The organism is Pedobacter sp. NJ-S-72 (genome assembly GCF_053890575.1).
Window position 1 is genome coordinate 4,952,139 of sequence record NZ_CM132681.1, and the last position, 26,135, is coordinate 4,978,273.

31 protein-coding genes, 1 tRNA gene and 5 pseudogenes are annotated in these 26,135 nt (G+C 38.7%); 19 read left to right on the plus strand and 18 right to left on the minus strand.

Translation table 11 applies throughout. The annotated features are described in order from the left end of the window. The first annotated feature begins 7 nt into the window (after positions 1–7). The 12 genes and pseudogenes from ACWYN3_RS32635 (at position 8) to ACWYN3_RS32690 (ending at position 9,558) form a co-directional block, all read left to right on the plus strand. The gene (locus tag ACWYN3_RS32635; RefSeq protein WP_456217986.1) at positions 8–688 is read left to right on the plus strand and encodes a cyclomaltodextrinase C-terminal domain-containing protein; all 681 of its coding nucleotides are present in this window, start codon (positions 8–10) and stop codon (positions 686–688) included. 55 nt (positions 689–743) lie between these two features. Continuing rightward, positions 744–1,424: a beta-phosphoglucomutase gene (gene pgmB / locus ACWYN3_RS32640; RefSeq protein ID WP_456217987.1), complete on the plus strand. Its 681-nt coding sequence runs from the start codon at positions 744–746 to the stop codon at positions 1,422–1,424. 2 nt (positions 1,425–1,426) lie between these two features. Further along, on the plus strand, positions 1,427–2,032 hold the full coding sequence (locus ACWYN3_RS32645) for a hypothetical protein (RefSeq protein WP_456217988.1): 606 nt from the start codon (positions 1,427–1,429) through the stop codon (positions 2,030–2,032). Between the two features lie 143 nt (positions 2,033–2,175). Further along, a complete protein-coding gene (locus ACWYN3_RS32650) occupies positions 2,176–2,622 on the plus strand; it encodes a hypothetical protein (RefSeq protein WP_456217989.1) in 447 nt (148 codons plus the stop codon). Further along, positions 2,520–2,981 (plus strand): hypothetical protein, encoded by a 462-nt coding sequence (locus ACWYN3_RS32655; protein ID WP_456223241.1) that lies wholly within the window; start codon positions 2,520–2,522, stop codon positions 2,979–2,981. Before ACWYN3_RS32650 ends, ACWYN3_RS32655 begins: the two co-directional genes overlap by 103 nt. Beyond that, entirely contained in the window at positions 2,942–3,754 is an 813-nt protein-coding gene (locus ACWYN3_RS32660; protein WP_456217990.1) for a glycosyl hydrolase family 65 protein, read from the plus strand. The genes ACWYN3_RS32655 and ACWYN3_RS32660 overlap by 40 nt, the downstream gene beginning before the upstream one ends. After that, positions 3,751–5,508 (plus strand): alpha-amylase family protein, encoded by a 1,758-nt coding sequence (locus ACWYN3_RS32665; protein ID WP_456217991.1) that lies wholly within the window; start codon positions 3,751–3,753, stop codon positions 5,506–5,508. The genes ACWYN3_RS32660 and ACWYN3_RS32665 overlap by 4 nt, the downstream gene beginning before the upstream one ends. A 30-nt stretch (positions 5,509–5,538) precedes the next feature. Then, complete coding sequence (locus ACWYN3_RS32670; protein ID WP_456217992.1) at positions 5,539–5,910, plus strand: MFS transporter; 372 nt, start codon at positions 5,539–5,541, stop codon at positions 5,908–5,910. Positions 5,911–6,003: 93 nt separating this feature from the next. Further along, positions 6,004–6,501: a hypothetical protein gene (locus ACWYN3_RS32675; RefSeq protein ID WP_456217993.1), complete on the plus strand. Its 498-nt coding sequence runs from the start codon at positions 6,004–6,006 to the stop codon at positions 6,499–6,501. After that, complete coding sequence (locus ACWYN3_RS32680; RefSeq protein WP_456217994.1) at positions 6,498–6,893, plus strand: hypothetical protein; 396 nt, start codon at positions 6,498–6,500, stop codon at positions 6,891–6,893. Before ACWYN3_RS32675 ends, ACWYN3_RS32680 begins: the two co-directional genes overlap by 4 nt. A 314-nt stretch (positions 6,894–7,207) precedes the next feature. After that, positions 7,208–8,566: a S10 family peptidase gene (locus ACWYN3_RS32685; protein ID WP_456223242.1), complete on the plus strand. Its 1,359-nt coding sequence runs from the start codon at positions 7,208–7,210 to the stop codon at positions 8,564–8,566. A gap of 28 nt (positions 8,567–8,594) precedes the next feature. Next, positions 8,595–9,558 (plus strand): annotated as a pseudogene (locus ACWYN3_RS32690) (acetyl-CoA carboxylase carboxyltransferase subunit alpha). Positions 9,559–9,618: 60 nt separating this feature from the next. On the opposite strand, the gene ACWYN3_RS32695 reads toward ACWYN3_RS32690, so the two are convergent. From ACWYN3_RS32695 to ACWYN3_RS32715, 5 genes are all read right to left on the minus strand, one after another. Next, positions 9,619–9,972: a hypothetical protein gene (locus ACWYN3_RS32695; protein WP_456217995.1), complete on the minus strand. Its 354-nt coding sequence runs from the start codon at positions 9,970–9,972 to the stop codon at positions 9,619–9,621. Then, positions 9,960–10,445 carry an Rpn family recombination-promoting nuclease/putative transposase gene (locus ACWYN3_RS32700; protein ID WP_456217996.1) on the minus strand — a complete coding sequence of 162 codons (486 nt, stop codon included), beginning with the start codon at positions 10,443–10,445 and terminating at the stop codon, positions 9,960–9,962. The genes ACWYN3_RS32695 and ACWYN3_RS32700 overlap by 13 nt, the downstream gene beginning before the upstream one ends. Positions 10,446–10,700: 255 nt before the next feature. After that, positions 10,701–10,868: a hypothetical protein gene (locus tag ACWYN3_RS32705; protein ID WP_456217997.1), complete on the minus strand. Its 168-nt coding sequence runs from the start codon at positions 10,866–10,868 to the stop codon at positions 10,701–10,703. A gap of 65 nt (positions 10,869–10,933) precedes the next feature. Next, the gene (locus ACWYN3_RS32710) at positions 10,934–13,042 is read right to left on the minus strand and encodes a hypothetical protein (protein WP_456217998.1); all 2,109 of its coding nucleotides are present in this window, start codon (positions 13,040–13,042) and stop codon (positions 10,934–10,936) included. After that, entirely contained in the window at positions 13,005–13,772 is a 768-nt protein-coding gene (locus tag ACWYN3_RS32715) for a glycosyltransferase family 117 protein (protein WP_456217999.1), read from the minus strand. The genes ACWYN3_RS32710 and ACWYN3_RS32715 overlap by 38 nt, the downstream gene beginning before the upstream one ends. 233 nt (positions 13,773–14,005) lie before the next feature. Between ACWYN3_RS32715 and ACWYN3_RS32720 the strand changes: the two genes are divergently transcribed. The 4 genes and pseudogenes from ACWYN3_RS32720 (at position 14,006) to pth (ending at position 16,377) form a co-directional block, all read left to right on the plus strand. Further along, a tRNA-Gln gene (locus ACWYN3_RS32720) sits at positions 14,006–14,076 on the plus strand. Between the two features lie 73 nt (positions 14,077–14,149). Then, positions 14,150–15,097 (plus strand): annotated as a pseudogene (locus tag ACWYN3_RS32725) (ribose-phosphate pyrophosphokinase). 27 nt (positions 15,098–15,124) lie between these two features. Further along, positions 15,125–15,705, plus strand: a pseudogene (locus ACWYN3_RS32730) (50S ribosomal protein L25/general stress protein Ctc). Positions 15,706–15,816: 111 nt separating this feature from the next. After that, positions 15,817–16,377, plus strand: coding sequence for an aminoacyl-tRNA hydrolase (gene pth / locus ACWYN3_RS32735; RefSeq protein WP_456218000.1), 561 nt, complete (start codon positions 15,817–15,819; stop codon positions 16,375–16,377). Between the two features lie 10 nt (positions 16,378–16,387). Here pth and ACWYN3_RS32740 read toward each other — a convergent pair whose 3' ends face one another. The 13 genes and pseudogenes from ACWYN3_RS32740 to ACWYN3_RS32800 form a co-directional block, all read right to left on the minus strand. After that, complete coding sequence (locus tag ACWYN3_RS32740; RefSeq protein ID WP_456223243.1) at positions 16,388–16,936, minus strand: ATP-binding response regulator; 549 nt, start codon at positions 16,934–16,936, stop codon at positions 16,388–16,390. After that, positions 16,910–17,493 (minus strand): annotated as a pseudogene (locus ACWYN3_RS32745) (sensor histidine kinase); the annotation flags it as partial. The pseudogene ACWYN3_RS32745 and the gene ACWYN3_RS32740, both read right to left, overlap by 27 nt. Then, positions 17,483–17,986, minus strand: a complete 504-nt coding sequence (locus tag ACWYN3_RS32750) for a response regulator (RefSeq protein WP_456218001.1) — start codon at positions 17,984–17,986, stop codon at positions 17,483–17,485. The gene ACWYN3_RS32750 and the pseudogene ACWYN3_RS32745, both read right to left, overlap by 11 nt. Before the next feature lie 38 nt (positions 17,987–18,024). Then, positions 18,025–18,525: a CheR family methyltransferase gene (locus ACWYN3_RS32755; RefSeq protein ID WP_456218002.1), complete on the minus strand. Its 501-nt coding sequence runs from the start codon at positions 18,523–18,525 to the stop codon at positions 18,025–18,027. Beyond that, entirely contained in the window at positions 18,473–18,856 is a 384-nt protein-coding gene (locus ACWYN3_RS32760; RefSeq protein ID WP_456218003.1) for a hypothetical protein, read from the minus strand. The genes ACWYN3_RS32755 and ACWYN3_RS32760 overlap by 53 nt, the downstream gene beginning before the upstream one ends. A 1-nt stretch (position 18,857) precedes the next feature. Continuing rightward, on the minus strand, positions 18,858–18,965 hold the full coding sequence (locus ACWYN3_RS32765; protein ID WP_456218004.1) for a hypothetical protein: 108 nt from the start codon (positions 18,963–18,965) through the stop codon (positions 18,858–18,860). Between the two features lie 17 nt (positions 18,966–18,982). Beyond that, positions 18,983–20,098 (minus strand): response regulator, encoded by a 1,116-nt coding sequence (locus ACWYN3_RS32770; RefSeq protein ID WP_456218005.1) that lies wholly within the window; start codon positions 20,096–20,098, stop codon positions 18,983–18,985. 120 nt (positions 20,099–20,218) lie between these two features. Continuing rightward, positions 20,219–20,461: pseudogene (locus ACWYN3_RS32775) on the minus strand (ATP-binding protein); the annotation flags it as partial. Positions 20,462–20,471: 10 nt separating this feature from the next. Next, positions 20,472–22,349 (minus strand): CHASE3 domain-containing protein, encoded by a 1,878-nt coding sequence (locus ACWYN3_RS32780; RefSeq protein WP_456218006.1) that lies wholly within the window; start codon positions 22,347–22,349, stop codon positions 20,472–20,474. Between the two features lie 172 nt (positions 22,350–22,521). Then, complete coding sequence (locus ACWYN3_RS32785) at positions 22,522–23,205, minus strand: LytR/AlgR family response regulator transcription factor (RefSeq protein WP_456218007.1); 684 nt, start codon at positions 23,203–23,205, stop codon at positions 22,522–22,524. Between the two features lie 3 nt (positions 23,206–23,208). Further along, a complete protein-coding gene (locus ACWYN3_RS32790) occupies positions 23,209–23,493 on the minus strand; it encodes a hypothetical protein (RefSeq protein ID WP_456218008.1) in 285 nt (94 codons plus the stop codon). Continuing rightward, the gene (locus ACWYN3_RS32795; protein ID WP_456218009.1) at positions 23,471–23,929 is read right to left on the minus strand and encodes a histidine kinase; all 459 of its coding nucleotides are present in this window, start codon (positions 23,927–23,929) and stop codon (positions 23,471–23,473) included. The genes ACWYN3_RS32790 and ACWYN3_RS32795 overlap by 23 nt, the downstream gene beginning before the upstream one ends. A 59-nt stretch (positions 23,930–23,988) precedes the next feature. After that, positions 23,989–24,714, minus strand: coding sequence for a hypothetical protein (locus tag ACWYN3_RS32800; protein WP_456218010.1), 726 nt, complete (start codon positions 24,712–24,714; stop codon positions 23,989–23,991). Positions 24,715–24,855: 141 nt separating this feature from the next. On the opposite strand from ACWYN3_RS32800, the gene ACWYN3_RS32805 reads away from it, so the two are divergent. From ACWYN3_RS32805 to ACWYN3_RS32815, 3 genes are all read left to right on the plus strand, one after another. Then, complete coding sequence (locus tag ACWYN3_RS32805; protein WP_456218011.1) at positions 24,856–25,209, plus strand: ArsC family reductase; 354 nt, start codon at positions 24,856–24,858, stop codon at positions 25,207–25,209. Positions 25,210–25,368: 159 nt separating this feature from the next. Next, positions 25,369–25,626: a hypothetical protein gene (locus ACWYN3_RS32810; RefSeq protein ID WP_456218012.1), complete on the plus strand. Its 258-nt coding sequence runs from the start codon at positions 25,369–25,371 to the stop codon at positions 25,624–25,626. Between the two features lie 5 nt (positions 25,627–25,631). After that, a complete protein-coding gene (locus ACWYN3_RS32815; RefSeq protein WP_456218013.1) occupies positions 25,632–26,054 on the plus strand; it encodes a hypothetical protein in 423 nt (140 codons plus the stop codon). The last annotated feature ends 81 nt before the right edge of the window (positions 26,055–26,135 follow it).

Sequence of the window (26,135 nt, forward strand, 5' to 3'; positions counted from 1 at the left end):
GGATAATATGATGAAGAGTGCTGTTTATGAAGCACTGAATAGTACAAACGGATGGACAGATGGTATTTTTAGATTATACAATGTCGTTTCGCAGGATTTCCTATATCAGGACGCAACAAGAAACGTTATCTATTGGGACAACCACGATATGAGCCGTTTTTATTCGATGATCAAAGAAGATATCAATAAATATAAATCGGGTATGGCTTTGTTGTTGACTATGCGTGGTATTCCTCAAATGTATTACGGAACAGAAATCCTGAAAAAAAACTATTCTGCTCCTGATGGGCTGGTACGTTCTGATTTTCCAGGAGGATGGGCAGGTGATGCAAAAGATAAATTTACGGCTGCTGGACGTAATCCACAGGAAAATGATGCCTGGAACTTTGTGAGTAAACTGGCTGTTTACAGAAAAAATAATCCTGCCTTGCAAAATGGGAAGATGATGCAATTTGTTCCTGAAGATGGGATGTACGTTTATTTCAGGTATCTTCCTGAAGGGAATGGTAAAGATGTAATGGTGATCCTAAATAGCGAAGATAAAACCAAGACGCTGAACGCTTCACGTTTTGCAGAAAGAATGAAAGATAAAAATTCGGCTGTGAATGTGATTAGCGGAGAAAAATTGAATGCAATTAAAACTATTAATGTTCCGGCTAAAACAACGCTGGTACTGGAATTGAATTAAGACTTTAGATGAGTAACATGGAGCCATAAGCTTCATATATAAATAGAATATAAGGATGGAACATACAAATATAGCCTGCATTTTTGATCTTGACGGAGTATTGGTAGATACTGCTGTTTATCATTATCAGGCATGGAAAAAATTAGCTAACTCATTGGGTTTTGATTTTAGTGAGGCGCAAAACGAACAGCTTAAAGGAGTAAACAGGATGCGTTCTCTGGATATGATCTTAAACTGGGGTGGGGTGACCAAAACAACGGCTGAAAAAGAAGAACTGGCTACTTTGAAAAATAGCTGGTATGTAGCTATGATTAATAAAATGTCTGTTGCTGAAGTATTACCAGGATCTCTGGATTTACTGAAAGCGTTAAAGGCTGAGGGAATTAAAATTGCTTTGGGGTCAGCGAGCAAGAACTCAGGCTTAATCCTGGAAAGAACAGAACTGGCACATTTCTTTGATGCTATCGTAGATGGTAATGCGGTAACGACGTCAAAACCTGACCCGGAAGTTTTCATTAAAGGAGCAGAATTATTAAATGCAGCAGCTGCTGATTGTATTGTTTTTGAAGATGCAGCGGCTGGTGTACAGGCTGCAATTGCAGCAAAAATGGCTGTAGTGGCTATTGGTACAGAAGCGAATTTGCCAGGAGCAGATGAGTTTCACAAAGACCTTTCGACTATAACTGTTAAAGGGTTGATTAATTTAGTAAAGGATAAGCATAGCGTAAAAGAGTAAACATGAAGAACTACATACAAGCAGAGCAGTGGAACATCATTGAGATGAATGGTTTTGATTCTCATTTGAATAAGATATCGGAAAGTATATTCAGTCTTGGTAATGGACGGATGGGGCAGCGTGCGAATTTCGAAGAAACCTATACTGGTGATACTTTACAGGGAAATTATGTAGCAGGCGTTTATTATCCGGATAAAACCCGTGTTGGCTGGTGGAAAAACGGATATCCTGAATATTTTGCTAAAGTATTGAATGCGGCTGACTGGATGGGGCTGGAACTTAAACTGGATGGAGAAATTTTAGATTTAAATCTGTGTAAGGTAACGGCATTCCAACGGGTGCTAAACATGCAGGAAGGTTATCTGGAACGTACGTTTACTGCTGAACTGGCTTCAGGTAAACAAGTACAGGTAAAAGCTAAACGTTTCTTCAGTATTGCCAATGATGAAATTGCTGCTTTACATTATCAGTTAATTCCGCTTAACTTTTCCGGAAAACTGGATTTAATATCTTTCATTGATGGAGATGTTAAAAATCAGGATTCAATTATGAAGAGAAATTCTGGGATGAGGTTAGCAGGGCGCAAGAGGCAATTGGTTCTTATTTAACATTACGCACTAAAAAAACGGAATTTGATGTAATTACAGGTGTTAAAACTGTAATTCTTAAAAATGATAAACCGGTTCAGTTATCAATAGATACTAAATCTCGTGAAAAATATCTTTCAGAAAGTGTTTTAGTAGACCTGACTTTGAATGAAGGAATCAATATTTATAAAATAGCGACTAATCTTTCTTCACAAAATTATGCTTCTGCTGATTTATTGGGAAAAGCTAAAGAAGTAATTCAGGCTGCAGCAGCAAAAGGTTTTGACGAATTATTGAGAGAACAAGCTGCAGCATGGGCAACCAAATGGGAGGAAGGTGATATTATCATAGAAGGTGACGTAGCTGCACAACAGGCTATCCGTTTTAACATTTTCCAGTTAAATCAAACTTATACAGGAAAAGATGCCCGTTTAAATATTGGCCCGAAAGGTTTCACACGGGAGAAAAATACGGAGGTTCTACTTACTGGGATACGGAAGCTTATTGTATTCCTTTTTACTTATCGACTGCACCACAGGAAGTTTCTAAAAACCTGCTGGTTTACCGTTATAAACATCTGGAAAAAGCTATTGAAAATGCGGGGAAATTAGGATTTCATAAAGGTGCTGCCTTATATCCGATGGTCACCATGAATGGTGAAGAATGTCACAACGAATGGGAAATCACTTTCGAAGAGATTCATAGAAATGGCGCTATAGCTTTTGCGATTTTCAACTACATCAGGTATACAGGAGACTCTTCTTACCTGAAAGAATTCGGATTAGAAGTGCTAATCGGTATTGCCCGTTTCTGGAAACAAAGAGTAAACTGGAGTGCTGATAAAAAGCAATACGTAATGCTGGGCGTGACGGGCCCTAATGAATACGAAAACAATATAAACAATAACTGGTATACAAATACGCTTGCTGCATGGTGTCTGAAGTATGCTGCGGAACTGCCGGAATTGTGAAAGAAGAAGATCCGGAACAATATCAGCGTATTGTGGCTAAAACTTCTTTAGAAGAAGCGACAGAGTTTGCAGACTGGAAACAGATCTCAGAAAATATTTATCTTCCATATGATGATGAACAAGGTGTATTCTTGCAACAGGACGGATATTTAGACAAGGAACAAATTTTGGTAAAGGATCTTCCTGCATCTGAGCGTCCGTTAAATCAAAAATGGAGCTGGGACAGGATTCTGCGTTCTTGTTTCATTAAACAGGCGGATGTTTTACAAGGGATGTATTTCTTTGAGGATGATTACGATATGGATTCTTTAAGACGAAATTTTGATTTTTATGAATCCCGTACTGTACATGAGAGTTCTTTATCGCCCTGCGTACACAGTATTTTAGCTGCTAAACTAAATGATGGGGATAAAGCTTATGAATTTTATCTGCGTACCTCACGTTTAGACCTGGATGATTATAACAATGATACCGAAGACGGTCTGCATATTATTACTTCTATGGCTGGTACATGGATGAGTATTGTAGAAGGATTCGGTGGAATGCGTGTGAAAGAAAATACGCTTTCTTTTAATCCATTCCTGCCTGAACAATGGACATCGTTTGCTTTTACGATTGGGTTCCGCGGGATTCAGTTAAATGTGAAGGTTAAAAAGGACGAGATCATCATCAATACCACCAGCGAAGAGTTGCTGCACATCAATATATTTAATAAGTTACACCTTGTTACTACAGGTGAAACAGTGATTAATTACAAGGGACTATTGGTATGAAAAACCGTTACCGGCTTTTAACCATAGTTGCTTTACTGTCTACTGGATTTATAAATAAGGGTATGGCGCAGAATAGTAAAAAGATAATGATCTACCAGCTTTTACCAAGGTTATTTGGTAATAAGCAACAAAATAATATCCCTTACGGGACTATTGAGCAGAATGGCAGCGGGAAATTTAACGATATCACTGCTCAGGCCCTTGATGGGATTAAAGAGCTTGGGACAACACATGTATGGTATACAGGTGTGATTGCTCATGCTACTTTAACGGATTACAGCAATGCGGGCCTACCGGCTAATAATGCCAAAGTAGTTAAAGGCAGGGCAGGTTCACCTTATGCGGTAAGGGACTATTATGATGTAGATCCTGATTTAGCAGTGGATGTGAATAGCAGAATGGCTGAGTTTGAAGCATTGGTTAAAAGGACACATGAAAAAGGGTTGAAAGTGATTATTGATTTTGTACCTAATCATGTAGCCCGTCAGTATCAGTCAGGAATGAAACCCCCGGGAGTTAAAGATTTTGGAGAAGGAGATGATGTGCATGTCGCTTTTAGCCCGGCCAATGATTATTACTATGTACCTGGAAAGGACTTTGTTGTTCCGGCTCCGAAGTCTGATCAGCAAACGCCGCTTTCAATCTTACAACAAGAGAATTATACAGAATCACCGGCTAAAGCTACCGGGAATAATGTTTTTTCGGCAAGCCCGTCAGTAGATGACTGGTACGAAACTGTAAAGTTGAATTATGGGGTAGACCAGCAGAATGGTATGAAACAATACTTTACCCCAACACCTGAAGTGTGGACTAAAATGAGAGACATTTTGGTTTACTGGACAGCAAGGGGGGTAGATGGTTTTCGTTGTGATATGGCAGAAATGGTTCCTCTTGAGTTTTGGCATTGGGTGATCCCGGAAGTGAAGAAGGTAAAACCTGAACTGATTTTTATTGGAGAGGCTTATGATCCTGCAACTTATAAATCATTTTTAACTACTGGGAAATTTGATTATTTATATGATAAGGTTGGGTTATATGATGGTTTGAAGAGACTGATCAGGAGTGAAGACAACGCTGATGTCAATGATATCAGAAGAGTCTGGCAATATGAAAGCGCAGGTTTTGGAGATCAGATGCTGCGGTTCCTTGAGAACCATGATGAGGAGCGGATTGCTTCTGCTGGTTTTGCAGGCGTTGCTGAGCTGGCGCTTCCTGCGATGGTCGTTTCTGCTACTTTATCGGGTGGCCCGGTGATGACTTATTTTGGTCAGGAAGTAGGTGAACCAGGCAGGGGTGCAGAAGGATTTGGTGGAGAAGATAACCGGACTACTATTTTTGATTACTGGGGGATTCCAGAACATCAGAAATGGATGAATAATGGTGCTTTTGATGGCGGGCAGCTAGTTGGTGCGCAAAAGGAACTGAGAAATTACTACGTTAAACTACTTCAGTTTACGGCTAAGTCAGAAGCTATCGCCAGTGGCCGGTTATGGGAAATCCCGGTTGGTGGCAATATGAACAAAAGGATGTATGGTTATGTCCGTTATACGGCCAATCAACGCTTACTGATCCTTGTCAACTTTGATCGTCATTACAGAATGGAAAGTCAGGTGCAGATTCCGGCAGAGATTTTACAGCATAGTCAGGTTACTAACGCTGCGGATCAGCTTTCTGACTTGAAATTAAATGATATTAAAGATAACACGATACCTATCTGGGTATTGCCTATGAGTGCCCGGATTATCGCATTCTAATACCTGAACCTCCAAACCAAACACATCCTTATGGAACAAAATAAAGTTGCGGCCTCCAAACCAAGATTGTCCAATGCACAGATTTTTAATATGAGTGCTGGGTTCTTCGGGATACAGTTTGGTTTTGCCCTGCAAAATGGAAATGCCTCAAGAATCCTGCAGACTTTTGGTGCGGATGTTGAACATTTATCTCTTTTCTGGCTGGCGGCGCCTTTGACTGGAATGATTGTACAACCTATTATCGGTTATTACAGTGATAAAACCTGGAATCGCTTTGGCAGAAGGAGACCGTATTTCCTGATTGGCGCAATTTTAACAGCTATCGCTTTAATCCTGATGCCTAATGCGGGGGCAATGGCCAGTTTTTTTTGCCACCTATTATTATCGGAGCAGGAATGCTGATGATTATGGATGCTTCTATCAATGTGGCGATGGAACCTTTCAGAGCTTTGGTTGGTGATATTACCCGAAAGCCAAAGGAGTTTTGGTTTTTCTATGCAGACTTTTTTAATAGGAGCGGGCGCGATCTCAGGTTCCTGGTTACCTTATATATTCTCTGAATATCTGGGGGCATCTAAAGTTGCAGCAGCAGGACAGGTTCCTCATAACGTGATCTATTCTTTTTATGCAGGCGCTGCGATTTTATTGATTACCATTTTATGGACGGTATTGACTACTAAAGAATATCCGCCAGAGGAAATGGCTTTATACCATGCTGCGGAACCGGAAACAGAGGAAAAAGAAGGCATATTGTCTATCCTTTCAGATTTTTCGAAAATGCCATTAACAATGAAACAGTTAGGTCTGGTTCAGTTTTTCTCGTGGTTTGCCCTGTTTTCTATGTGGGTATTTACAACGCCTGCTATCGCTCAGCATATATATAAGGTTCTTCCGGGAGATACTTCTTCCGTTAAATTTGCTGATGCCGGTAATTGGGTAGGTATATTATTTGGAGTCTATAATGGAGTATGCTATCTGCTATTTATGCATTGATTTTACCTTCGATCGCGCGGGCAACCAGTCGTAAAATGGCACATGCCTTTTCTTTACTGGCGGGGGGAGCGGGCCTATTGTCTATTTATTTTATCAGTAATCCTGATCATCTGATTTATTCTATGGTTGGTATCGGCCTAGCCTGGGGGAGTATCCTTTCTATGCCATATGCGATCTTATCGAGTGCTATACCCCCGCGCAAAATGGGTGTTTACATGGGAATCTTTAATTTCTTTATCACGATGCCGCAAATTGTAAATGGTATTTTCGGTGGTATAATCGTTAAAGAGTTTTACCATGGTGAAGCTATTTACGCAATTGTTCTTGCGGGAATATTTATGATCCTGGGAGCGATCTCGGTGTTGTATATACAAGGCAGTAAAGAAAAATAAGAGGCGGTTTGTATTTAAGGGGGATTCTAAAATACAGAAGAGTAACATTTTTAGGGTATTAGCAGATATTCTGATCTTTTTGATATTTAAGGGACCTAAACAACCCCTATTGAAATGAAGCTATTTTATACGCTAATCCTGGCTGGACTGTGTGCCGCTCAGACGGCAGCCGCACAAAAGATGCAGTCGATCAAACCTGTTACTGAAACCAAAAAAAAAACGATACTTTAGTAAACAATGAAGTAAACTCGCGTAAAATTGTCACAGAAAGTGCTGTAATTACCCAACATCAGGTTACCATTAAAGGACAGCGGATTCCTTACAAGGCTGTTACTGGCACTTTACCAGTCTGGGATGAAACAGGTAAAGCAATTGCCGGCCTGTTTTATACGTACTACGAAAGAACAGATGTGAAAGACAGGGCCAGCAGACCTCTGGTGATCTCTTTTAACGGTGGCCCTGGTTCTGCATCAGTATGGATGCATATTGCCTATACTGGCCCGGTATTGTTAAATATCGATGATGAGGGATACCCTGTTCAGCCCTATGGTTATAAAGAGAATAAGTCTTCTATATTGGATGTCGCCGATATCGATATCGTTTATATTGATCCGGTAAATACTGGTTATTCCAGAGCAATTAATAAAGATATACCGGGCAGTAAGTTTTTTGGCGTAAATGCTGATATCAAGTACCTGGCAGAATGGATTAATACATTTGTAACCCGCAATAACCGCTGGGGTTCCCCTAAATTCCTGATTGGGGAAAGCTACGGCACTACCCGTGTTTCTGGTTTAGCGTTAGAACTTCAAAATTCACAATGGATGTACTTAAATGGAGTTGTATTGGTTTCGCCAACTACACTGGGGATAGAAAGGGGGGATGCGTTGTCTGCTGCTTTACGTTTGCCGTATTTTGCTGCTACTGCATGGTATCATAAAGCATTAAAACCTGATTTGCAAGGAAGGGCCTTAAATGCCTTATTACCCGAAGTTGAGCAGTTTACCATGAACGAACTGATCCCGGCCTTAGCAAAGGGTAGTCAGCTGAGTGATGAACAGAAAAAAATGATAGCAGTGAAAAATGCTGCTGCTTATTCTGGGTTGAGTGAGAAAACTATTTTACAGCATAACCTGGATGTACCAGCTGACTTTTTCTGGAAGGAGTTACTTCGGGATAAAGGTTTTACTATTGGCAGACTGGATTCAAGATACCGTGGTATGGATAAACAGGATGCTGGAGAGGGGCCGGACTATAATGCAGAGCTTAGCTCATGGCTACATTCGTTTACGCCAGCTATCAATATGTACATCCGCAATGAACTGAATTATAAAACGGATCTGAAATATAATATGTTCGGTTCTGTTCATCCCTGGGATAATACAGGCAACCGTACCGCAGAGAATCTGCGTGATGCCATGGCGCAAAACCCTTCTCTTCATTTGCTAGTTCAATCGGGTTATTTTGATGGGGCATGCGATTATTTTAATGCAAAATATAACATGTGGCAAATGGACCCGGGAGGAAAATTAAAAGACAGAATGAGCTGGGAAGGGTACGAAAGTGGCCATATGATGTATTTAAGAAGTGCTGATCTGCAAAAAGGGAATGACGATCTCAGAGACTTTATTAAAAAATCTTTACCTAAAGCCGGAGTAGCTGCGAAGTTTTAAATAAAATACCTATTTTTACCGCCCACTTATGGAACAGATAAAAACGTCATTTGATTTTGAAAAACCTATTGCTGAATTAGTACAGCAAATTGAAAAGGTTAAACAGGTTGCTGATAAAACAAAAGTAGATATGTCTGCTACACTGATTGAGCTTGAAGATAAGCTGTCTAAAACGCAGAATGCACTTTATGCAAGCCTTACAGGCTGGCAGGAAGTCCAATTATCACGTCATCCGGAAAGGCCCCAGACGCTTGACTATATCGGAATGATCTGTGATGATTTTATCGAATTGCACGGTGACCGTACAGTAAAAGATGATAAAGCGATTATCGGTGGTTTTGCTACTATAGGCGGCGAAACGGTAATGATCATTGGTCATCAAAAAGGTAAAAATACTAAAGAACGCCAGTACCGTAATTTTTGGGATGGCTAATCCTGAAGGATACCGCAAAGCTTTAAGGTTAATGCGCCTTGCAGAAAAATTCAACAAACCAGTTATTTCTTTTATTGATACGATGGGTGCTTACCCGGGTATTGAAGCAGAAGAACGCGGACAGGGTGAGGCTATTGCCAGAAACCTGATGGAGATGTCTGTATTGAAAGTACCTATCATTTGTTTGATTATTGGTGAAGGTGCATCAGGTGGTGCATTGGGTATCGGTATCGGTGATAAGGTATATATGCTGGAACATACATGGTATTCGGTAATTTCTCCGGAATCATGTTCTTCAATTTTATGGCGCAGCTGGGACTTTAAAGAGAAAGCAGCGGAATGTTTGAAGCTGACTTCGAAAGATATGTTGAAAAACAAACTGATTGACGGGGTAATTAAAGAACCGTTGGGAGGTGCACATCAGAATCCTGCAGTAATGGCTGAAACGCTGAAAACTCAGATCCTGAAAGATATTAAAGCATTAGGGAAAGAGAAAACTGAAAAGATGATCTCTAATAGAATTGACAAGTTCTGCGCTATGGGCGTAGTGGTTGAATAAGCTCTGCCCTGTTTTATGTAAAAGGCTCAGATACTTCAGGTATCTGAGCCTTTTTTACTTTTAAAGGTTCTCTATTTCTTCAATTGAGAGTGCCGTAAATATGGCAATTTTAGCAAGATCAAAATTTTCTTCTTTCATTTTTCTTGCTATGGCCAGAGCAGTTTCATGTTTTCCCTGCGCTAAACCCTCTTGTAACCCCTCTTGTAACCCCTCTTGTAATCCCTCTTGTAATCCTTTTTCCTTTGCTCTGTCTTTTGCATATTCCATGATGCTTTCATCGTCAGCTTGCTTCTGTAAATACGATTCGTATAAAAATTGTTGTTCTGGTGATAGTCTGCCCATTTCAGCGATATTAAATATTTTTTGAAAAATACGTTTATCCAGATATTTAGGAATCTGATTCAAACTGTGCATGTGTTTAAGCAATAAACCCATTTATCCAGCTCATTTTCCAGTTCATCTTCTTTTTTATCAAATTTAGGCAGTTCTACAAACTTAAATCCCAGTCCATTGTGGAATACTTTGCCTGTACCCGTATTTACTAGCGAAATACTTTGCAAATAATGATCACTTAAACAATTTTTCATATTAAAATCCAGGATTGCAATCAGGAAAACTTCTTTCAGTTTAACTCTCCAATTACGCTTGCCCATTAACTTCTGCTGGTGAATCAGCCGGCTCAGGTAAAAAATACAACGGTCCTCAAAATTATCATGCGCCGCACGCTGCATCTCTACTATAAACTGTTCACCTTTGTCTCCCGTACACAATAAATCGAAGAATACTTTTTTATGATCCTTGTCATCACCGGCAAATTCAGTTGGGTTGTAGACAATATCAATAATTTGTTTTTCTCCCTCAAACAGCGCGTTTAAAAAGTCAATCATGACCTCTTTATTTGGTTCACCTCCGAAAAGATGTTTTAAACCGAAATCCGAAATCCGATAATGGATCAATGTATTTATTTGTTCTAGCTGACATAATTCAAATGATTTATGACAAGTTACTCTGATTTTATATTTAAAAGGTAATAAATGTTGTTATTATTATTAAATAGTTTTTTAAAGAAACTATCGCCGCAAAAAAAAAGGTTATATCATTTTATGTATGATACAACCTCTTTTAAATATAGATTATTTCTGTTATTCTTCCGGAGCTTGTGGTGCAGGGCCTTGTGGCTCCTGTGCCTGCTGCTGGAAGTATATAGAGAATCTCGATTCCAGACCTTGAAACTGCTGGGCTAGTTTCTGAGATAATTTAGTCTGTTTTCGATCTGCTGTAGTTTTAACCATCTGGTTAAGGAACTGCAAACCTAACTGAACATTTTGTCCGCCAACAAATCTGTTTTTGCTTTTTGAAACATCAGCCAGATACGTTAGTTCTTTCTGAATGTAATCAGCAGATTTCTCGATAAGCGAGAGTTAGCTCTGTTCGTATCTCCTAAAATGTAGAGATTCTCTGCAAAGAAGTAAACACCCATCATAGAACGCATACCGTAGAAACGCTCAGGCATTACTTCGAAATAACGCGCTACTACTTTTTTAGCATCAGCAATTTTTCCTTCTTTAATTAATCCGGAGATTGTTGTGTTGAACACATTATTAAAGATGGAAATATCATCCGATGATTGCGGATCAAGATAACTTGCATTTTTAACATTACCCCATTTGAATTTGGTGTACATGTTATGGTAAAGGATATCTGTGTTTACTAAATCTCCTCTGCTTGATGCTGAATCCGTTTTAAGCGGTAATAAGCGCATGGCAAGACCTTCGGTATATAAATAGTTATCTAAACCGTTAAACTGATCAGAAGGAACTGTACTTGCAAAATAGATCGGTCTTTTCCAGTTGTTATGTGCAAGGATGTCCAGCATAGCCAGTGTACCTTTTGTTACATAACTCTTATTGAAAGTCCATTCCATTACAGGAGTTTTTTGATCAGCATCAGCTGCTTTAACTGTTCCGGTTTTGATTACGTCTTCTGGATTAATGGTCAATTTGAAGTTCTTAGTAGGGATGAAATTCTCTTTAGTTCCGTTTTGCAATGGAATTTTATCATCATCATCATCTGACAATAATACATCAAGAATGTTCTTTAATTCTACTGAACCAGCAATTTTATAATCCTGGTAATACATCACATCTCTTACCCCTTGTACATATTGAGAAGGTTTCATGCTGATTGGAAGCGGAGCAGATTCGTTCTGCTTGCGTTTCATCCCATCGATGTACCAGTCCGTATCAAATAAACTCAGGTTAACGAGTCTTACATCGGGTCTTACGTTTTCTACTTCCTGGATATACCAAAGCGGGTACGTATCATTATCACCATAAGTAAATAAGATGGCGTTCGGTGCGCATGATTCCAGGTAATCGACTGCAATATCGTGAGCGACCATTTTCTCTGAACGGTTATGAGCTTTCCATCCTTGTGCACCCATAATTACCGGGCCTGCAAATAAGGAGATGGTAGTTGCTGCAATAGCACCGTTTTTTGGAGTGATTTTACTGAATACCCATTCCCTTAAGGCGAGTACTCCAAAACCTATCCAGATGGCAAAGGCATAGAAAGATCCTGCGTAAGCATAATCTCTTTCTCTTGGTTCCAATGGTTTCTGATTCAGATATAAAACAATAGCAAGACCTGTAAAGAAGAATAACAGACCAACAATACCTGCATCTTTCTCATTGCGTTTGAAATGCCATACTGCACCTAATAATCCTAAAATCAATGGAAGGAAGAAGAAGCGGGTATAAGCACTGCTTTCTACAATAGAAGGGGGTAAATTAGTCTGGTCACCCAGCATCATCGCATCAACAGGTTTAATACCACTTAAGAACTGACCCTGGTAAATACCAGCACCCTGATCGTCATTCTGACGGCCAACAAAATTCCACATGAAATAACGCATGTACATATTGCCAATCTGGTATTTAAACAAGTAAGAGATATTATCAAATAAACCGGGGAAGTGTGCATCATCAAAACCCATCAGGCTTTTATATTCCTGTACGTGTCTTGGATCATCACTGTACATTCTTGGAAATGGAGTAGTTTTATCATACTCATAGTCGGTTTTTTTACCTGCTACTTCGTATTTAGTATCTCCTTTTCTATAAATGTTTTTACCTTCTTTAAGGCTTACTTTTTCAGAGTTGTAGTTGGGGCCAAATAATAATGGTCTGTCTCCATATTGCTCTCTGTTCAGGTAACTTAAGAAAGAGAAGGCATTGTCCGGATTACTGTTGTTCAGGTTAGGGCTTGCTTTGGCTCTGATAATGATCATGGCAAATGAACAATAACCGAAAATAATCAGTGCTGTTGATAGCAATGCAAGGTTTAAGAACTTATTACGTTTTTTAATAGAGTAGGTGATTCCCCATGTTAAGGCACCGATCAGCAGGGCAGCGAAAAAAACTACACCTGATCCAAATCCAAGAGACCTAAAGTGTGTTAACGAAGAACAAGTCAAAGTAAGCACCAAAAGAAACTACGTACTGTATAATACCGTATTGCACGAACGCAAGGATCAGTACGCCTACAGCAAAGGTTTTGATGATTCCAAAATTAGTAGGTTTTGGAGTTTTCTTGAAATAGTATACAAAAGCTATCGCCGGGATAGTTAATAAGTTTAATAAGTGGATACCGATGGATAAACCCATGATATAGGCAATGAACAATAACCATCTGTCTGCACGCGGCTCATCTGCATTGGCTTCCCATTTCAGGATACCCCAGAATACGATTGCTGTAAACAGTGAAGAAAGTGCATATACTTCGGATTCTACTGCTGAGAACCAGAAACTGTCAGAGAATGTATAAGCCATAGCTCCTACAAATCCAGCACCCATTACAGTGATGATGTTTCCTGCAGTAAGATCTGCGTCAGTTTTAATGACCATCTTTTTAGCCAGGGCAGTAATTGACCAGAATAAAAATAGAATAGTTGCAGCACTTGCCAGCGCTGAACCCACGTTCATGAAGTAGGCTATTTTATGAATATCGCCGAAAGCAAATATCGAAAAGAAGCGCTGAATCATTAAAAACAAAGGTGCACCTGGTTGGTGAACGACCTGCATTTTAAGTGCAGAGGCTATAAACTCTCCACAGTCCCAGAAACTTACTGAAGGCTCTAAGGTAAGTATATAGGTGAGGGCCGCCAGGATAAAGCACGCCCATCCTGTAAGGTTATTGATTTTTGAATAGTTCATTTTTTTTTATTATAAAATTTTGGCTTAAAAAAATGCAGCCGAAAATAATCAAATAGATTGATAATAGTACATATATCCACGTACATTAACAAATTTTAATGTGTTAGATAGGTTTAAAGGCTGTTTTTAAAATTATTTTTTTTTTTTTTTGGGGAAGATTTGCATTTATCAAAAAGGTGCGTATATTTGCATTCCCAAACGAAACAACTCATGGTTATTTCGTCGGAGAAGATTGCCCGATAGTATAAAGGTAGTACAACGGTTTTTGGTACCGTTTGTCTAGGTTCGAATCCTGGTCGGGCAACTAAACAATATATCGGATTGTGATTACTCACAATCCGATTTTTTCGTAACCCAGCATTGATACCCGTCTAATCATGCCCTTGCAATTTAATCCAGTTAAACTTTTCGCCGGAACCGGTACAAAAGCATTAGCACACAAAATTGCCGAAAGTTACGGCAAACCACTCGGTAATGTAACCTTAAGCAGGTTTAGCGATGGTGAGTTTCAGCCTTCTTATGATGAAACAGTAAGAGGATGTGATGTATTTCTTATCCAATCTACCTACCAGCCTTCTGATAATTTAATGGAACTTTTGTTGATGATTGATGCCGCAAAGAGAGCTTCTGCGCATTATATTACTGCTGTAGTTCCTTATTATGGTTTGGCCAGACAGGACAGAAAAGATAAACCAAGAGTTGCTATAGGAGCTAAACTGGTAACTGGTAGCCAAATCTGTTGAAGTCTGCAGGTATCCACCGTATTATGACGATGGATTTGCATGCAGCGCAAATACAAGGCTTCTTCGATATTCCTGTTGACCATCTGGATGGTTCGGTGATTTTTGTTCCTTATATCAAAAGCTTAGGTCTGGAAAATCTGACTATTGCTTCTCCGGATATGGGTGGATCATACAGAGCACGTACTTTTGCTAAGTTTTTTAATGCAGAGGTTGTTATTTGTGATAAACGCCGCAAACGTGCCAATGAAATTGAGTCTATGTCAATTATTGGAGATGTAACGGGAATGGATATTGTTTTAATTGACGATATCTGTGATACGGCAGGAACATTGGCTAAAGCTGCGGCTTTAATCATGGAAAAAGGTGCAAAAAGTGTAAGAGCGGTTTGTACACACCCTGTGTTATCTGGTAAAGCATATGAGACTGTTGAGAATTCAATGCTTACCGAACTGATTGTGACGGATACGATTCCTTTAAAACAGGAAAGTCAAAATCAGAGTACTGAGCACAGCTGGTTTATTTGCAAAAGCAATTGCCAATGTAAATGAGCATGGGTCAATCAGTGATCTGTTTAGAGTTTAATATTAATAACAAATAAATAAATATAAAATGAAAATAATCGCAATTAGCGGTTCTCCAAGAGAGAACGTAGGGAAACGCGATGCTAAAGAGCTTCGCTATGAAGGTAAAGTTCCTGCAGTATTGTATGGTGGTAAAGAACAAGCACATTTTGCTGTAGTTATTACAGAATTAAAAGATGCTATTTACACTCCAGAAGCAAACTTTTTAGAAATTGATATCAATGGTACAAAAACCAAAGCAATCATAAAAGAGTTACAATTTCACCCATTAACAGACGTATTATTACACGTTGATTTTCTTCAGTTATTTGATGACAAAGAAATCGTTATGGAAATTCCAGTAAGATTAGAAGGAACTTCTCCAGGTGTTAAAATGGGTGGTAAATTAGTTCAGAAATTACGTAAACTTCGTGTGTTAAATCTTTCCCAAAAGATATGCCACAGGTAGTTGAAGTAAGCATTTCTAAATTAGAAGTTGGTAATTTATTCCGTGTACGTGACCTTGCAAAAGCAGCTTACACTATTACTAACACTCCAGAAGATACAATCGTTTCTGTTGGTATGTCAAGAGCTCTTAAACAAGCTGAGCAACAAGCAGGTAAAAAATAAGCTGATTTCTTTCAGTAATTTTAAAGCAGCACTGATTTCAGTGCTTTTTTTTTTTTTGTGCCTTATGGTTTCATCAGAAGCAGGTTTGACAGAAACTGTTATCTTTGCGGCATGAAATATTTGATAGTTGGTCTGGGAAATATCGGATCAGAATATTCCGGGACGAGACATAATATAGGTTTTGAGATTGCCGATGAACTGGTTAAACAGCTCGGTGGCTCTTTTTCTAATATACGTTTAGCTTATTATTCAGAAGTATCCTGGAAAGGGAGAAAATTGCATGTGATCAAGCCCACTACTTATATGAATTTAAGCGGAAGGGCAGTGAATTACTGGATGCAGGAATTGAGTATTCCATTGGAAAATGTATTGGTTATTGTAGATGATATTGCACTTCCTTTAGGAAAACTACGTCTTAAATTAAAAGGAAGCAGTGCCGGACACAATGGATTGAAAAGTATTGAAGCAAGCTGCGGGAGCCAGGATTATCCAAGATTACGTTTTGGGGTCAGTGATAATTTTGCTAAAGGAAGACAGGCGGATTATGTATTGAATGGCTTTGATAAGGATGAGTTGCCAGAGCTGCCTGCACTGATTGAAAAAAGTGTAGCACTGATCCAGAGTTTTGTAACCGTAGGACCAGCGCATACCATGACTGCTTTTAATAAATAATAAAAAGACATTAAAGCATTAATGTCTTTTTATCTATGAAATGTGAAATTTTTTGATGTAATAATCTTAATTCAAACGGTTTGCTTAACACATCGTTTGCACCAGCTTCAATAGCAGCTTTTTTATCGTTCTCCATTACAGCGGCAGAGAAGGTAATAATGGGAATGTCTTTCTTACCGGGTACGAAGTCTGTTCTGATGAGTTTGGTTGCCTCAAGCCCGTTCATTACTGGCATGAAAGTATCCATCAGGATCAGGTCATAGTTGTTGTCTTTGAGTTTATCCAGTGCTTCTTGTCCGTTATCTACAAAATCGGCAATTACTTCCCAGTCTTTCAGAATCTTAACAATGAGAAACTTGTTGATCGGGTTATCTTCAGCAACCAGAATTCTTACATTGCTGAATGGCAGCAGTTTTTCCTGGATCTTTTCTTTGACTTGAGGAATATCCTGCAGTACTTCATACCAATTAATGAAACTGAATGTGCTGCCCTCGCCTTCAGTACTGTCTACCGTAAGTATCCCGCCTTTCAGGCGGGATAAGTTTTTAACGATTGACAAACCAAGACCAGTACCGCCAAAATTCAGGGTAGTGTTATCATCTGCCTGTTCAAAAGTTTCAAATATCTTATCATCTTCTCTGCTGGAATGCCAATACCAGTATCGGTCACGCAAAATCTGATCTGGAGATTATTTCCTTTACGATCCATGACTTCTACTTTTAGTGTTACACTGCCTTTATTGGTAAACTTAATCGCATTGCCAATCAGGTTCATGAGGATCTGGTTCAGTCTTAAAGAATCTGCGGATACATTTTTAGGCAGATCCGGATCAAAATGAGTAATCAGTTCAAGATCTTTTTCTTTTGCTCTTATACTTAAGAGGTTGTTTACTGCGTGACAAACTTCAACGATATCTGTTGCGGTACGGTTAATTTTAAACATACCAGCGTCGATCTTCGATAAATCGAGGATGTCGTTAATTACGCCAAGTAAAGAGCTGGATGAGATTTGTAAAAGTGAAATCATCTCACTTTGTTCAGCAGTAAGTGGTGTCTTTTCAAGCAGGTTCGCCAGACCAATAATACCATTGATTGGTGTACGGATTTCATGGCTCATATTGGCCAGGAATCTCTTTTATTTTCTTTCCCTGCTCTGCAAGTTCTTTTGCTTTGATCAGTTCTTTCTGATAGGCTTCAAGTTGTTTATTCTTTTTAACAATATCACGCTGTGTCCTTACAAACTGTAAAAAGGAATCTACTTTTGCCGAAGTTACATATGGGTTTAGTGGTTTATATAAATAATCAACTGCTCCCGTGTTTAACCCTTTTACTGCATATTTAGCATCTGTTGAAATCGCTGTTACAAAAATAACAAGGATGTCTTTGGTTCTTGGATTGCTTTTTAATATTTCTACCAGTTCAAATCCGTCCATCTCGGGCATCTGAACATCTACTAATGCAATCGCAATATCCATTTCCCAAGCTAGTCTTAATGCTTCATTTGGCAGGGTAGTAGAAACAAGGTTTACATCGTCCCTTTCCAATAAGGCTTCTAACGCGATTATGTTCTCGGGTCTGTCATCAACAATAAGAATGTTAATCTTTTCCATAATTTTAAGGTGGTATCTTTTTGAAAAGAAGACTTATGCTATTTTCTGGTAAATATTTTTTTTTTTTGATCTACAATCTTGAAACGCCCGATTTCAGAACTTCTTAAGGTCTCTTTAGAGCCTAAACAAAGAAAGCCAAAATTAGCTAAACTATTGTAAAAAAGATCAATCACCTTTTTTTGAAGGGTGGTATTGAAGTAAATCAGCACATTGCGGCAGGAAATTAACTGGAACTCATTAAAGACTCCATCTGAAGCTAAATTATGTGCTGAAAACAGCATGTTTTTTTTTAAAGAGTGGTTGATGGAAGCAGCTCCGTAACGCGCAGTGTAATAATCAGCAAGCGTATGTAATGCTCCGGTTTTCTGATAATTTTCTGAATAATGTTTCATCTTTTGCAAATCGTATATTCCATTTTTCGCGAACTCTAAAACATCTGCATTAATATCAGTTCCATAGAAAAAACTCCGTTCATATAAGTTCTGTTCAGAGAACAGGATCGCAAATGAATAAAGTTCTTCGCCTTGAACAGCCCGCATTCCATACTTTGATCCTTTGATAAGATCTGAGATAGGGAATGATATGTTCAGCAACGGACTTATAAAAAGGCGGATCCCTGAACATTTCGGTCACGTTTACAGTAACTTCAATTAAAAAATACTCAAAGTAATCATGGTCGTTAGTCAATAATGTACGTAATTCGAAAAGACTTAGTTGTTGCAGCTGCATAATTCTTGTAACCCTTCTTTTCAGTGAGGCGGCAGAATAGTTACTGAAATCAAAACCATGTATATTATTAATGAAATCAGTGAGACTTTCCAGTTCCTCATAGCTAATCACTTCTTCTGGGTTGTCGGTATGCTGTCTCATGTTAACTTAACCAAACTCTTAACATGGACAGTAACTGATCAATATCTACTGGTTTAGCGATATAATCGTTGGCGCCAGCTTCGATACATTTTTCCCGGTCGTTCTTCATCGCTTTAGCGGTTAACGCTATAATTGGCAGTTTCTTATATTTCGTTGTTCCCGGATCGTTCGCATCGCTTCGTAGCCATCCATTTCGGGCATCATGATATCCATCAGAACCAGATCGATCGTTTCTGTTTCTGCTAACTTTTCTAATGCTTCTCTACCATTATTGGCGATTACAATATTAATGTCATAGACCTGCAAAGCACTTGATAACGCGAAGATATTTCTCATATCATCATCGGTAATCAATATGGTTTTGTCTTTCAATACTTTTTCTATGGTGGATACTGTTTTCGTTTTGGACGTTCCTTTAGTGGTAGTCTGAAAGTTATCCTGTTTTTTTTTTAACTTATTCATGAACAGGCTTACTTCATCAATCAAGCGGTCATTGGATTTGTTCGACTTCAAAACCATAGCCTCGGAGTATTTCATAATATGTGCGATCTTATCCTGATCGAGTTCCATTGCGGTATTGATAATTACCGGGATATGCGTAAATCTGTCTTGTGTTTTTATCTGATCAAGCAAATCAAACCCCGAAGCATCCGGAAGATTTAAATCAAGGATTATACAATCGAATACTTGTTTCTCCAGCATATCTAAGGCTTCTTGTCCGGTAAAGGCCTGGGCAACTTCAATTCCTTTTTCTACCAGCTGCTCTTTAACGGCAAGACTTTGCAGTTCATGGTCTTCAATAATCAGGACAGTCTGGAAATTATATAGAATATGGCCTGAGTTCAGAACAGAGAAGGCATGATCAAGCTGATCTTTTTCAATTGGTTTTTTTAAGAACCCGATTGCCCCTTCTTTTAAAGCCCTTTCACCCTTTACCTCTCCGGCAGACATCATGTGAATAGGAATATGTTTGGTTAGCGGATTTGATTTTAATCGTTTCAATATACTCCATCCGTCCATCACTGGTAACATGATGTCCAGAATAATTGCATCCGGAAGTTGTGTTGTCGCCATTTCCAAACCAACATCACCACTATGTGCAAGAAGAGGCTCAAATCCTTTTTCTGTAGCATAATCTTTCAATACATCGGCAAAAACCAGATCGTCTTCAACTATTAACAGGGTCTGTTTTCTGTTTTTATTTATTGGCTGAACAATGGGGGCTTTTGCTATAAAAGGCACCGTTACTGGTATAGGATGTTGTCTGGTCTCTGGTTCGGTTGTTGAAATTTGTCCACCATGTGCTACCGGCAGATAAAGAGTAAAGCAGCTTCCTGTGCCTGGCTCACTATTTACTTGTATTTCTCCGCCTAATATATTGGCAAGTTCTTTACTAATAGATAATCCCAGTCCGGTACCTCCATATTTTCTGCTCGTTGTGCCATCGGCTTGTTTGAAGGCCTCAAATATTAATTTCTGCTTATCTTCCGGAATACCTATCCCTGAATCTTTTACGCTAAAGGAGATGACTTGCTGTTTATTGTGTTTAAGGTTTTCAGAATAGAATCTGATCTGCTGATCTGCAGTACTGATCTCTAGTTTAATCTCTCCATTTTCAGGTGTGAACTTGAAGGCGTTTGATAAAAGGTTTTTTTATGATTTGTTCGGCCCTGGATAAATCCGTCATCATTCTCTCCGGTAAATCTGTGCCGAGGGTAACCTCATAATTTATCTTTTTACTTTTGGCAATTTCGTTAAAAAGAGATTCCATATTCTGTTTTACTTCCTGTGGTCTTACTGGTTCGATGTCAAGATCAACTTTACCGGATTCGATTTTAGACAAATCAAGGATATCATTGATTAACGTGAGCAGGTCACTGCCCGCATTATGAATCACCCCGGCATATTTGAGCTGTTCATCGTTTAGGTTTTCAGGTCTGTTCTCTTTTAATATTCTTGCCAGGATAAGAATACTGTTCAATGGTGTACGTAATTCGTGACTCATATTAGCCAGGAATTCGGATTTATATTTGCTGGATACTTCGAGCTCTTCTGCTTTTAAGCTCATCGCTTCTCTGGCTTCATTGACTGAGATATTACGTTCTTCCAGCAAACTTGCTTTTTCTTCCAGTTCGGCATTGGTTTGACGAAGCTCTTCCTGCTGTACCCTGAGTTCTTCTTCAGAGGCTTGCAGTTCTTCAGATTTATGGATCAGCTCTTCGTTGGTAGTTCTTAATTCTTCCTGCTGGCTTTCCAGTTCTTCTGCTTGTTGCTGAGTCTGCATAAACAGGTCGCGTAACTGAGCTCTTGCAACTGCACTGTTAATGCCGACACCAATACTTTCGGTAATGGTTGATAAGAAGAGATTAATAATCTCAGTAGGCTCAGCAAGAAGACCGAGTTCAATTACAGCGATAGTCTCTTCTTCAAAGAGTACTGGTAATACAACAATTGTATTGGGTGTTGTATTACCCAGGCCAGAAGATATTTTCAGGTAATCTGCAGGAACATCATTGAGTTGTTTAATGCGTTTCTCCAATGCAACCTGGCCTACCATACCCTCGCCTATGGTGATTTCTTTAATTCTGCCTTTCTTTTCCGGGTAAGCATAGCCACCACTCAGCTGTAAAGTTTGTCTTTTGGGATTAAATAAGTATAATGCACCCACAGATGCTGAGAGATAAGTGCATAACTCAGTAATGATATGTGTGGATAATTCATCCGTTTCCTGTTCTCCACGCATGGATTCATTGATCATGGATGCGCCGGATAATAACCAGTTCTTTTGCTTATTCTGTTCTGAAAGGGTCTCCAGCTGATTGTTATTCTCTCTGATGGTTATTTCTGTTAGTTTCTGTTCATCAAATGTTCTTTTGATAAAACTGAACAGATATAAAATAAGCCCGAAAATGATTATTGCACTAACTACAACAGTAATTGTAGATTGCTGGGCACTATTGATCCTATTCTCTGTTCTTACGCTGAGTAACCCCTTCTCTGCCTTTATAGCATCGTTATTAAGTCTGAGCATATTCATCTTCATAGCCCTGCCTTTATCGGTCAGGACCATTTGCACGGCAGCATCTTTACCAGTCGTATTGTTAGTTTGAAGAATATCCTCCATATCTTTTACTTTCTGTGCAGAATACAATTCAAGAGAGTCCATTCTCTGCTGCTGCTGATCTGGATTATCAGCTGTCATCCGTTGCATTTCCTTAACTTTGGGAATGATCTGATGAATATTTTTGGTGTAAGTATCCAGGTATTCATTACGCTGTGTAATGATATAGCCTCTTAAAGAGGTTTCGGAATTTAATAATTTCAATTCTATGTCTTGTGCGACATCAATTACGTCATAGGTGTGATTCTCCCATTTTGCATCTTCGTTTGTCTTCCGAATACTGATTGTGGAAGTGATTGCGGAGAGGAGAACGAATAACAAGGAAATAATAAAGCCTGTTAATACCTGCTGTTTAAACGTTAATTTGAACATATATACTTTGAAAATCAGATGGTTAATATTGCTAATTATTTAGTGTCTGCGTAATATATAAATACAAAAGACCTAAAATAACTAACAATTATACAGATAAATACGCATGGATTAGGAGTCGGCGTAAAATATGCTATTTGTTTTTAAGCGTATGTTAAAATTTTAACTTTTCTTAGAATTCTTGCAGACATTGGGCATAGGTAGGCCCTATTGGGATGATTTTATCGCCGATCCATACCTGGTTCCGGTCAAATCTTGTTACTGCACTTTTGGCAACAATAAAAGCACGATGTGTACGGATGAATTTTTGAGCAGGCAGCAAGGCGTGCATATCGCTGATTGGCATCCTGGTACTTAACGATGAGCTGTCCAGTAAATTAATCTGGGTATAGTTACCGGCGGCTTCAATAAACAGGATGTCATCAATTGCTACTTTAATCTGTTCGTAGCCATCTTTAATGAATACATGTGCTGACTGTGTATTATTCGTTGCCTTTTTGCGCAAGCTATAAAGTTCCTCTGCCTTATTACAGGCTTTTAAAAAACGGGCTAGTGAGAAAGGTTTAAGCAGGTAATCCAGTGCATTCAATTCAAACCCTTTGACCGCGTGTTCTGCATATGCAGTCGTGAAGATAACAAGCGGCGGGTTACTTAAGCTATTTAAAAAGTCGATGCCATTGATATCAGGCATCTTAATATCAAGAAAGATAAGGTCTACTTCGTTTTGCTGTAAAAAAGCAATTGCGTCAAACGCATTGGTAAATACAGCTTGTAGTGTAATAAAAGATACTTTAGAGGCGTGTGATTTTACCACATCCAATGCTATGGGCTCGTCATCTATGGCTATGGCAATCATTTTTTAATCCAGGTTCAACGTTAAATGTACAAAAAACTCCTTTGCACTTTCTCTGATGATCAATTCATGCTTTTTAGGATAGAGTAAATTTAAACGTTGTTTTACATTTTGCAGGCCTATACCGCTATTTATTTTTTCCGGATCACCGTCAGCTTTTAAATGGATGCTGTTATTGACGTCAAAGTATAATGTCTTTGCTTTGGTTTGCAGAGTGACTTTGATATGTGAAGGCGATTGTAAGCTAATACCATGTTTAAAAGCATTTTCAACAAAAGGAATCAATAACATGGGCGAAATTTGCAAATCCAAGCTGTTCTTCAATTTCTGTTTTGATCAGAATGTCTACCGTGGTAGAAGTTCTGAGCTTTTGCAGCTCGATATAATTATTTAAGTAATCGATATCCCGGGTCAATGAAATTTTGTCCTGCATATTTTCATGGAGCATAAAACGCATCATATCTCCGAGTTTCTGTATGCCTTCACCTGTGCGGTCGGCTTTTTCCTGCAGTGCTGTTCCATAAAGCGTATTTAAAGCATTAAAAAGAAAGTGAGGATTGATCTGTGACTTAAGGAACCCAAGATTTGCATCGGATTTTCCTAACTCTTTTTTGAGTGTGAATATCTGCTGATCGGTAGCATTTCTTGTTTTATAGATGTACCAGGCCAACGGTGTACTAATCAGTATCTGGGCTGAGATATGAAAGGCATTGACTATAGGAAACATTTCACCTCTTCCACTAATTACGATAGCAATTAGACCCAGAGGGATAGAAAAAAGAACAGTTAAAAGTATATTCTTGCCAAAAAAAAATGGCGGAACTTTTTTCCTTGAGTGAGGGTCGTTGGAATCAGATAGTAAATACTATATATAGTAAGAAATGTACAGGATCCGATCACTAGAGTCCAGCAAAGAATAACATCAAAATCTACTCCTATGGTAAGCCATACCAATATGCCGGCAAACCAGAAGGCAGATGCGAATGCAATTTCCAGCTTCATTCTTTTATTACTCTCTTCTCCTTTGTTTTCTACGAGGTGAATAATCAGCTTTTTCAGCGCAACATAGATTGCAGTCAGGACGATTACCCATCCGGCGTAAGCAAAGCCCTTAAAAAAAATATGATTGTAAGCTTCGTCAAGGTCATCGTATTCAACCAGCGCATAGGCATGACTATAAGTTTGGGCTATACTCAGCACCAATCCTGAAAATAAATAAACGCCAAACAGAATAGAAAGGTTAATGCCTGTGTTTTTCTTTTGATATAAGGGTGGCAGACAGCAAAAATTGAGTAAGAGGAAGCTGCTGAAATAAAGAATAGAGTACTTAAACAATCCTGGAAGGAAATAATTGGAAAGGTAACTAAAGCTTACTCTGGCCTCTTTAAAATTATAAGGGATTGAAATATTGTTATCTGAACCGTTGGAGATCAACATCATTATGGCAAAGCCATATATAATACTAACTGCCCAGAATTCTATTTTGCTTAAATCTTTGATATCTATCTTCATGTGGATGGAATTAACTGTTATACTCGGATTCCTCTGCAATAGTACAAAGCGTTTTTCTTTCTAGCGTCAAAATGTGATGAATGACCCAAAAAATGTGACGAATGAGGAAATATCGGTATCTTTAATTTTTATTTTATACAGATGATAGTTTACGGAATTCCAAATTGTAATACAGTTAAAAAAGCAAGAACGTGGTTAACAGACAATGGCATAGTCTACGAGTTCCATGATTTTAAAAAGCAGGGAATAACAGCTGAAAAGCTCCACGAATGGTGTGCTGTCTTTGGTTGGGAAGTAGTTCTAAACAAAAAAGGGACTACCTGGAAAAAGCTGACGCCAGAACAGCAACAAGCAGTTAAAGACGAAAAATCGGCTATAGCAGTTTTATTGAATAATACCAGTGCGATTAAACGACCTGTGATAGAGCAGGACGGTAAAGCAATTCTGATTAGTTTTGATGAAGAATTGTATAGCAAATTATTAGCAGTTGTCTAATTTATTCTTGTAAAGGGGAACAATTACCTGTTAATTTTTGTTAAAAAATAAGATGCGGGGGCAAACTGAATTATCTTTGAAACCTGCACTTATAAAAAACCACGTATGTTCTGGAATTCTTTAAAAGAGGAATGGCAGCAATATCGAAAAACAAACACAATGAAAACATTTAAGCAATTAATTGTCGTATTGTTCCTGACAATACCACTATATACATTTGCGCAGACCGGAATAACGGGTGGCGTATTTGATTATGATAACAAGAGTTTCCCTCTTCAAAAGGTAACAGTAAGAAACCTGAATAATAAGGAAACCACACATTTACCGGTGCTGCCGGACAATTTGCTATTAAAGCGAGCAAGGGCGATTTGCTGGAGTTCTCTTTACCAGGCTTTCATACAGATACCTTGTATCTGACCAATATGTTATCTAAAACTATTTATCTTCCTGCCTCGTCTACGACATTAAAACAGGTTGATATCCAAAGTGCAAAACTTTCCAAAGACCTGAAATTGAGAGATCCTAAAGCGAAGGGGTTTGAGCGTGTACACGGAATTTCTCCAACACAGAATATTCAGCGTGCTGGTGGAATTGGACTGGCCTTTGGTTCTGGAAAAGTAAGAAGAGAAAGAGCGAAAGAAAAGGCACTTGAAGAAAGAGGAGCATACGAAGCCGAAATCAGCCAGTATTTTAACGAAGAGTATATAAATAGTTTAATCAAATTACAAGGACAGGAGCTAAAAGAATTTATTGAGCTTTACCGGCCTACAGTAGAAAGAGTCAAAGCTGAAGATCCTTTCAATTATGATTACTATATATTGCCGTTGCTTATCAGACCTGGTTAAAATTACCTCCTGAACAAAGAAAACTACCTCCTATGAAAAAACCAGAGAAAAACTAGTCCGTTCAGCAACACATAAACCCCG